Genomic DNA, 7,531 nt, shown 5'->3' on the forward strand with positions numbered 1-7,531 from the left:
TTTCATAAAATCTGAAATTGAAGGGTTTCTGACAAGTTTTTTTGTAGCAGAAGTAACTTCAGCGCCAGAGGTTGCCTGACGCTGAATGTAGGACAACTGACAAATCAGCCATTGGCTGCAGAGGTGTCCTCTTTCGCCTTTCCCATATACTCTTCAAAGTTAGCGACATACTCCTGCAGGTTGCCATCATAGAGCTGACGGAACCGGTCGGTGAAATACTCTACCGCTTTAGGGCGCTTGGATTCTAACTCTTCGGCACTGGTGACACTGCTGGCAGCAATGTAACCATTGTAACGAGCCGCCGCATAGATAAAAGCCACACTGGCTTTATGCTCGCCATATTTTTCGCCCATCTCATTGGCGATCTCGATCAGTTTATTGGTGACATCCAGAAACTGCTCATCAAACAGATTTTCATCATTCATACCATAGTACTCCTCAGTCGTTTTCCAGCTGCACCAGAAACTGGTTCTGCAGATCAATAAACTGCTGCAGGGTGTAAGCTTTAACGGTTAACGCATGCAGTGCGCCGCTTTTCAGTTGTGCCTGAAACAGGTTTAACACCCGCTTCTGTCGCTCAACTGGAGACACACCGGTAAAGGATTCACTAATCACCCGCAGGGTCAGATCACACTCTTCGCCGCTGATATCCAGTTCGGCATCGGGAAACTCAGCCATGACAATCTGGCTGACCTGCTCTTTGCTAATCATGCCGGTTCCCCGACCTGATCAAGCATCGGTTTCAGGCTACCATCCGCGACCATTTCACAAACCACATCTGAACCGCCCACCAGTTCACCCTTGATGAACAGTTGTGGAAAGGTCGGCCAGTCGGAAACAGAGGGCAGTTTTTCGCGGATAAAGGGTGATTCCAGAACATTGATATAACTATAGGTTGCACCCAGTTCTGCCAGCGCATTTACCGCATTGCGGGAAAAACCGCATTTTGGCTCTTCCGGGGTGCCCTTCATATAGAGTAAAACCGGATTCTCGGCTAACTGTTTACGAATTTTCTCTTCAGTATTCATCGGCTTATCTTCCTCTTACTCGTAGTCAAAAATCGTTATTTAGCGTTATGCTGACGTAGCAACTGCATGATCTTCCGATTGGCGGCCAGCTCCAGCGCGGTGAAGTCATCCAGTGTCATCAGCGCGGTATCGGCACCGGCGTTTAACAACACCTCAACCAGCTCTGTTTTACCTGCCGACGCGCTGTAAATCAGCGCGGTCGCGCCATTATCATTCTGGTTATCAATATCGATACCCTGATCAATAAGAAACTGCACCGCCTTCGGGTTATTACTAAAGCAGGCAAACCAGAGAGCGTTATTACCGTCGCTGTTGCGGGCATTGACATAGGCTTCAGGTAGCTCTTCCTCTAAGCCCACCAGATCGCCATAACGGGCCGCCTGCATCAGCAGGGTTTGCTGACTGCGGGGTTCGGTATTAAGCGTTTGAAAATTTACGGCTAAATCGTTCATCTTCCCTCTCCTGTTCAAACGGCCCTGGTTAGACCGCCCTGTTCAGACAATATTGTTCAGACCGCGGTCGTTAGCTGCTTTTTCCAGGCGGTGAATCCACCCTCGACGCTGTAACACTGCTTAAAACCGAAATCAGCAAACATCTTCGCTTTCTCAATGCTGGCGTGACCGAGATAGCAATAGACCATCACCGGACGCTCTTTCGGTGTCTTCATCAGCAGATGCTCCTGGTTATGCTCACCCAGTAGCATCGCTTTCGGATGGTGGCTGCTCATGTAATCCCGCTGATCTCTTGAATCCAGTAGCAGCACATCCTCACTTGCCAGCAGCGCTTCAGCTTGCTGAATTGAAATCTGTTGAATCTGTGTCATACAAATCGCTCCCGCAGATGGTAATAACCGGATAATTGGGTGATCCGCTCATCGCGCAGCGGCTCACCCACCGCAAAGCCATATAGTGCCTGTAAGCTTTGGCTTTTCAGACCGATCAGTTCATGGATAGCGTCATCGAAAAAACATCCGATGCCGGTACCGCTATAGCCCTGAGCGGTGGAATGAAGATAGATCTGCTGCCCCAGCATGCCGGCTTCTTCATAGAGCTGGGGACAGACACGGCCCTGACTGCGACTCATGGGTGAATCAAATTCCGCCAGGAATATCAGGGTAAAACTGCTGGCCGCAGCAATCGCCTGGTTACAGCACAGCTGCCCTGCGGCTTTGCGGGTGTTGGCAGTTTTCATCCGCCAGGCTGTCGCGATTCCGTTAAGCTCAGCATCGTCCCAGGGCTGCCAGCGTTGCAACTCCCGGAGAAACAGCCGGCCCCCCTGTTCTGAGCGGGGAAGCAGATAGATTCCCGGCGTCAGCCCCTCTACTGCGTGGATAAAGCAGAGCAGATGCAGCTGTGGCTGATCCGGCAATAAACGACTGCCACCGGGCTGCAGCGCAGCCATCAGCTGTTCAAACAGCTGCCGCGGATAGACACTCTCCGGGGCATAAGCCTGACCACTGCGACGTGCCAGAATCAGTTTCCAGGGGTCCTGTTCTGCGCCGATGAAATCGCCCGGCAGCGCGCCATTCTGGGGGAAATGCCATGCAGCGGTCGCGGTATGCTGCAGTTGCTCTGCGATGCTAAACGGCTGCTTCCATGTTTGCAGCGGCGGCGGTGCCAGTCGGCTCGGCTGCCCACTCCAGTTAATCGCTGCGCTGCTGACCAGTTTTTCCAGCACCTCCGCCGCAGCGTTTTCTGAATAGCTGAAGTGAAGCTGACACACCCATTGAGGATATTCCTGCTCCACCTCCGCATATTCCGGCCGGTTGAGTCCGCAGAGCTGCGCTAACAGAGTACGGGGGATCGTGATATCCACCAGATTCCAGCCCAGCAGACCGGCAACCGCCTGACACTGCGCCCGCTGATGGCCTGCATCCAGCCAGCAATAGCGCAGTGACCTGACGCCATATTTCCAGGCTTCCCGTTGTAATACGCTGGTCTGGATCAGATATACCGCCCCTTCGACATGCTCCGGCAGCAGTGACCGCAGCGTCAGCCGGTGATGAAACACGTCGTAGTGGTACAGCCCGGCTTTACAAAAACCGGTCGATGGCAGTAACAGATACAGCTCTCCAGGATGCAGATTGCCACTGGAGGGCACTACCCTCAGGGACCAGCGATCAATACCGAAGGTTTTCCACGCGGACAGACCGGCGCTAAAGCGCAGCAACAGTGACAGCGTTTCCAGTGATAACCGCTGTGACGGGGCATCCCCACAGAACAGATGGCTCGCGTTAACCTTTAGATAATCTGCATCCACTAACGGCAGATCGATATAAGTGGCCTGCGCAAAACTGCGAAACGGATCGGGCTGGTCATCCCAGTCCAGTGTTTCCGGCCCGGGGGCATGGCCTTGCAGATGATGTTTCGATAGCTGATGGTACGCCCGCAGGTTTGCTAAAAGATCATCTGACGGGTCATCTTGCTGTATTCCGGCACCGCCCTGCATCAGGCTGTCCACTGTTCAGACCTCGGGTCCGAAACAGTCCGAGTACACCGCACACTCTTCACAACTGGGGGCGCGACAAACATAGTTACCACCGGTTTCACACAGCTGCTTATAGAGAAACCGTTTCCACTTCATATCCTTAGCGTTTCTCGCCTTGAGTTGCGGGTAGGCAAACGCCATCATCTCCGACAGCCAGTCACGATTTTCAAAACCCAGGTCTCGCCAGAGGTGATCACCCCCTAAGCAGCCGGTGGCAATGATGACCGACAACAGCGGATCAACCTCCGGGTTGCGACAGCTTTCCAGTAACACCGTCAGCTCTTGCTGTTCATCCAGCCGCAGGCTGAGTAACTCGCTGCGGGTATTACTGCGTTCAACAACCGCAGCGGGAACCTCGGTATGCAGAATCAACCAGTGTTGCATCTCCGAAAAACAGCGCTCAATCAATGCCGCAAAACCACGTTCTCCCAGCCCCAGATGAAGGGGCAGACAACCCCGCCCCTCCCGCGCAGCCAGTATCAGCCTGACCAGATAACGGTCTGTTGCATCGCTGTTCGTGACGCCCAGTAGCTCGGTATAGAGTTCCTCAGACACCTGAGGTTGGGCTGCTTGCATTAACATATCCCACCTTTCTGTTTACATGAGCTAAATTACAGGCACTATTTACACGGGCTGGCGTGCTGGCTGCGGGGGCAGGTTTCGATATCCCCATCGGGCATTACGCTTAACCCGATCAACTGATCCAGCAGCTCTGCATCAAACCCCTGCAAACAGTGGCCATCGATCTCCATCAGCGGCCGCCGAATCAGCAACGGGTCTCGGCACATTGCTGCCACTACGGAGTCTGGTTGACTCAGATCCAGCTCCAGATCTCCTGACTTCAGCCCCGGATGGGTTCTGTTCAGCCAGCTATCCCGACTCTCAGGGGATAGAAAACGTGTCAGACTGACCACGTCCCAGGGGTGCGTTAACAGATTGCGCTCATCAACCTGATGCCCGGCAGCCTGCAACAGTTTTTTCTGCCGGGTGTTGTTAATACAGCCCGGCTTTTCGTAGAAGATCACCGTTGCCATGGGTTTAGCGGGCCTGAATCTCTTTCAGCGCATCGCCCTTCAGCTCTGGCTTAATACCGGTCAGAGAGCCTTCCGGATTGATCGGATCGCCAAAAGCATTGAGGATCGCACCCTCTATCGGGCAGATACTGGCACACTGAGGGTCGGCATAATCACCTTCACACTCGGTGCAGTTCTTACTCTCAATCAGGAAGTGCGGTTCAGCACTGACGATCGCGTTACTGGGGCAGACATCAAGACAGGCCCAACAGTTGACACAGCTTGCTACAATACTTAAAGCCATCGTAATCTCCTTACACTTCTGCCCGTTTCAGCCCGGTTTTATCATCCAGCTTGCCTGCGCTGATCATCTCCTGATACACCGACATCACCGCCTCTTCAATCGGCTCCATGGCGTACTCACCGTTCGGCGCAATACCGGCATCTTCCAGCAAGCCCCATGGTTCATAACCGATCTTCGAGCAGAGCACCGCTTCACAGCCGGACAACGCGCGGATGCTGCCTGCCAGGGCGCTCTCTTTCTCTCCGCAGGTATCGTTACCGATACAGTACTGATCCACCTTACGATGACCGATAAAGCGCACCCCGTTACCGGAGGCTTCATACACCAGAAATTCAGTTGCATGACCAAAATGCTGGTTAATCACGCCACCACCACTGGTCGCTACGGCCATCAGTACCGGACGGAAGCTCTTGTTCGCCGCAACCGGGCCGGATGGCACTTTAACCGCAGCCAGTCGCTCACGCTTAAGCTGCTTCTCAGCCAGTTCAGCTTCAATACCTTTATGCACGATCGCGCGGGTTTTCATCGCCGCATCGTAATCGATATCCATCGTTTCGATCTTATCCAGGGTAAACTCAGAACCCCGGTCTTCACCCAGCAGGCCCACCGCATCAGCCCGACACTGACGACAGTGACGCATCATATTCATATCGCCGGAACAGGCATCCTGCAGGTCCTGCAGCTCTTCATCGGACGGCCCACGCTGCCCCATCACACCATAAAAGGTGCCATGTTCCTCTTCGGAGATCAGCGGCATCACGTTGTGCAGGAAGGCGCCTTTCTCTTTCACGATCTTACTCACTACCTTCAGGTGTTCATCATTCACACCGGGAATCAGCACCGAGTTCACTTTCACCAGAATCCCTTTGGCCACCAGCATCTCAAGACCTTTCTGCTGCTGCTGAATCAGAATTTTGGCAGCGGCTCTACCGCGAATACGACGGTTGTTCCAGAAAATCCAGGGATAGATTTTTGCCCCCACTTCCGGGTCGATACAGTTGATGGTGATGGTGACGTGATCGATGTTATGTTTGGACAGCTCTTCCACATGCATCGGCAGCGTCAGACCATTAGTCGAGACACAGAGTTTGATATCCGGCGCTTCTTCGCTGAGGCGACGGAAGGTCTCAAAGGTGCGCTCTGGGTTGGCCAGTGGGTCACCCGGGCCAGCAATGCCCAGTACAGTCATCTGTGGAATATTGGCCGCCACCGCTTTGGTTTTCTTCACCGCCTGATCCGGGGTTAACAGTTCAGACACCACGCCGGGACGGGACTCATTGGCACAATCGTACTTGCGGTTGCAATAGTGACACTGAATATTACAGGCAGGCGCCACCGCCACATGCATACGGGCAAAATAATGATGCGCCTCTTCTGAATAGCAGGGATGATTCTGCACCTTCTCACGGATTGAGTCGGGCAGGTGACTCATTTGATCATTGCTGCTGCCACAGGCACTGGCGCTACAACCTTCGGCGGAGGCCGCAGCCTGATCAGCATTTAAGACGTTCAATTCCATCAGTGTTTCTCCTCTGCAGCCCAAAGGCTATAAATCAGATTCAGTTACTATGGAGAAACCTTTGCAAACCACGCGCCATTAACTATATCGTTGAATTTAAAAGAGTTTAGTGAAAACCAAAGGAGAGTTGTTTGTCATAATCTGAACAGATCAGAGCGGTTTGTCGGGTCTGCTACATTCTCTCAGCCGGATTGAGGATACGACATCTGAGGTTGGGCGATGTTAACCCCCTGACCTGTCAGACAGTGTCAGGGGGTGCAGAGACAGGCCTGAAATTATTTCGCAGCCATATAGTTTCTCCAGCCACCGAAGTGACTGATATCTTCAGCATCCGCGATGGCATAGCCTTCACAGATAAAGCTGGTTACCCAGTTGCCATCAGCAAGCTCCACCTTTCCCAGCCCCAACGGCTGTGGAATACCCGCCAGGAAGCTGCCCAACTGTTCACCCGGTATTTTCCAGACCTCCACCTCGATCGAAGTGCCGCCATTATCGGTACGGATCAGACCGGGACGGAACGGAGGCCCCCCGGCCAGCGCGTAGAACTGATACTTTTCAGCAGTCTGGGTAACCCTGACCAGCTCAGCGCCCCTTTCCAGCAACTGAAAGTTCAACGGCAGACCTTCCAGATGAGCGCCACATACCGCTAACTCAATGTAACCTGTGTCCATCGATGCCTTTGCCACAGGCTCACTGGCTGCCAATGTGGGCAACGGCGTTTTGGTTGCACCCAATGGCATCCCCATCAACTGTTGCCACTCGCCACCAAAACTTAACAGTTTCCGGTCGGACCATGCCGGGCCGACAAAGGTGATGCCAAAAGGCAGACCACTGTCCAGAATACCGGCGGGTACAGCGATACCTGCGTAATCCAGCAGGTTCATGAAGTTAGTATAGTGGCCGATGTTGGAGTTCAGACGAATCGGGTCATTCAGCAGCTCCTCAATGGTATAGATGGTACCGGCTGTAGGAATGACCATCACATCCAGGTCTTCCATAATACGGTCACACTCAACCTTGTAGGCCTGCAACTGATAGATCGCTTTAAACGCATCGGCTGCTGTTTTTCCCTCTGCCCCTTTGAGTATGGTCTCGATAACCGGATGACAGCGGCTGGAATCCTCTTCGAAAAATGTATCAATCGCCGCATAACGCTCAGCAACCCAGGGCCCCTCATAGA

The 7,531-nt window shown here is 53.3% G+C and carries 11 protein-coding genes; all 11 read right to left on the reverse strand.

Translation table 11 applies throughout. From position 1 onward, the window contains the following. Positions 1–104: 104 nt before the first annotated feature. Positions 105–425, reverse strand: coding sequence for a DUF3144 domain-containing protein (locus tag ACQY8X_RS20325; RefSeq protein WP_428036955.1), 321 nt, complete (start codon positions 423–425; stop codon positions 105–107). A gap of 13 nt (positions 426–438) precedes the next feature. Further along, positions 439–711 carry a BolA/IbaG family iron-sulfur metabolism protein gene (locus ACQY8X_RS20330; protein ID WP_428036956.1) on the reverse strand — a complete coding sequence of 91 codons (273 nt, stop codon included), beginning with the start codon at positions 709–711 and terminating at the stop codon, positions 439–441. After that, positions 708–1,028, reverse strand: a complete 321-nt coding sequence (gene grxD, locus ACQY8X_RS20335; RefSeq protein ID WP_428036957.1) for a Grx4 family monothiol glutaredoxin — start codon at positions 1,026–1,028, stop codon at positions 708–710. The genes ACQY8X_RS20330 and grxD overlap by 4 nt, the downstream gene beginning before the upstream one ends. A gap of 35 nt (positions 1,029–1,063) precedes the next feature. After that, positions 1,064–1,480 (reverse strand): ankyrin repeat domain-containing protein, encoded by a 417-nt coding sequence (locus ACQY8X_RS20340; RefSeq protein WP_428036958.1) that lies wholly within the window; start codon positions 1,478–1,480, stop codon positions 1,064–1,066. A gap of 56 nt (positions 1,481–1,536) precedes the next feature. Then, positions 1,537–1,851, reverse strand: a complete 315-nt coding sequence (locus ACQY8X_RS20345) for a rhodanese-like domain-containing protein (protein WP_428036959.1) — start codon at positions 1,849–1,851, stop codon at positions 1,537–1,539. Continuing rightward, positions 1,848–3,488 carry a nitroreductase family protein gene (locus tag ACQY8X_RS20350; RefSeq protein WP_428036960.1) on the reverse strand — a complete coding sequence of 547 codons (1,641 nt, stop codon included), beginning with the start codon at positions 3,486–3,488 and terminating at the stop codon, positions 1,848–1,850. The genes ACQY8X_RS20345 and ACQY8X_RS20350 overlap by 4 nt, the downstream gene beginning before the upstream one ends. A gap of 3 nt (positions 3,489–3,491) precedes the next feature. Beyond that, positions 3,492–4,091: a nitrogen fixation protein NifQ gene (locus tag ACQY8X_RS20355; protein ID WP_428036961.1), complete on the reverse strand. Its 600-nt coding sequence runs from the start codon at positions 4,089–4,091 to the stop codon at positions 3,492–3,494. Between the two features lie 44 nt (positions 4,092–4,135). After that, on the reverse strand, positions 4,136–4,549 hold the full coding sequence (locus tag ACQY8X_RS20360; RefSeq protein WP_428036962.1) for a hypothetical protein: 414 nt from the start codon (positions 4,547–4,549) through the stop codon (positions 4,136–4,138). Positions 4,550–4,553: 4 nt separating this feature from the next. Continuing rightward, complete coding sequence (locus ACQY8X_RS20365) at positions 4,554–4,832, reverse strand: 4Fe-4S binding protein (protein ID WP_428036963.1); 279 nt, start codon at positions 4,830–4,832, stop codon at positions 4,554–4,556. Positions 4,833–4,842: 10 nt separating this feature from the next. Further along, the gene (gene nifB / locus ACQY8X_RS20370) at positions 4,843–6,351 is read right to left on the reverse strand and encodes a nitrogenase cofactor biosynthesis protein NifB (RefSeq protein ID WP_428036964.1); all 1,509 of its coding nucleotides are present in this window, start codon (positions 6,349–6,351) and stop codon (positions 4,843–4,845) included. 275 nt (positions 6,352–6,626) lie between these two features. Next, a partial coding sequence (locus ACQY8X_RS20375) for an allophanate hydrolase-related protein (RefSeq protein WP_428036965.1) occupies positions 6,627–7,531 on the reverse strand: 905 nt, incomplete at its 5' end.

This window comes from Amphritea sp., from assembly GCF_050300915.1.
Lineage (GTDB): Bacteria > Pseudomonadota > Gammaproteobacteria > Pseudomonadales > Balneatricaceae > Amphritea.

Excerpts from the sequence above, each read along its gene's own strand:
- ACQY8X_RS20325 (WP_428036955.1), bottom strand. The coding sequence starts at position 425 with ATGAATGATGAAAATCTGTTTGATGAGCAGTTTCTGGATGTCACCAAT.
- ACQY8X_RS20330 (WP_428036956.1), bottom strand. The coding sequence starts at position 711 with ATGATTAGCAAAGAGCAGGTCAGCCAGATTGTCATGGCTGAGTTTCCC.
- grxD (WP_428036957.1), bottom strand. The coding sequence starts at position 1,028 with ATGAATACTGAAGAGAAAATTCGTAAACAGTTAGCCGAGAATCCGGTT.
- ACQY8X_RS20340 (WP_428036958.1), bottom strand. The coding sequence starts at position 1,480 with ATGAACGATTTAGCCGTAAATTTTCAAACGCTTAATACCGAACCCCGC.
- ACQY8X_RS20345 (WP_428036959.1), bottom strand. The coding sequence starts at position 1,851 with ATGACACAGATTCAACAGATTTCAATTCAGCAAGCTGAAGCGCTGCTG.
- ACQY8X_RS20355 (WP_428036961.1), bottom strand. The coding sequence starts at position 4,091 with ATGCAAGCAGCCCAACCTCAGGTGTCTGAGGAACTCTATACCGAGCTA.
- ACQY8X_RS20360 (WP_428036962.1), bottom strand. The coding sequence starts at position 4,549 with ATGGCAACGGTGATCTTCTACGAAAAGCCGGGCTGTATTAACAACACC.
- ACQY8X_RS20365 (WP_428036963.1), bottom strand. The coding sequence starts at position 4,832 with ATGGCTTTAAGTATTGTAGCAAGCTGTGTCAACTGTTGGGCCTGTCTT.
- nifB (WP_428036964.1), bottom strand. The coding sequence starts at position 6,351 with ATGGAATTGAACGTCTTAAATGCTGATCAGGCTGCGGCCTCCGCCGAA.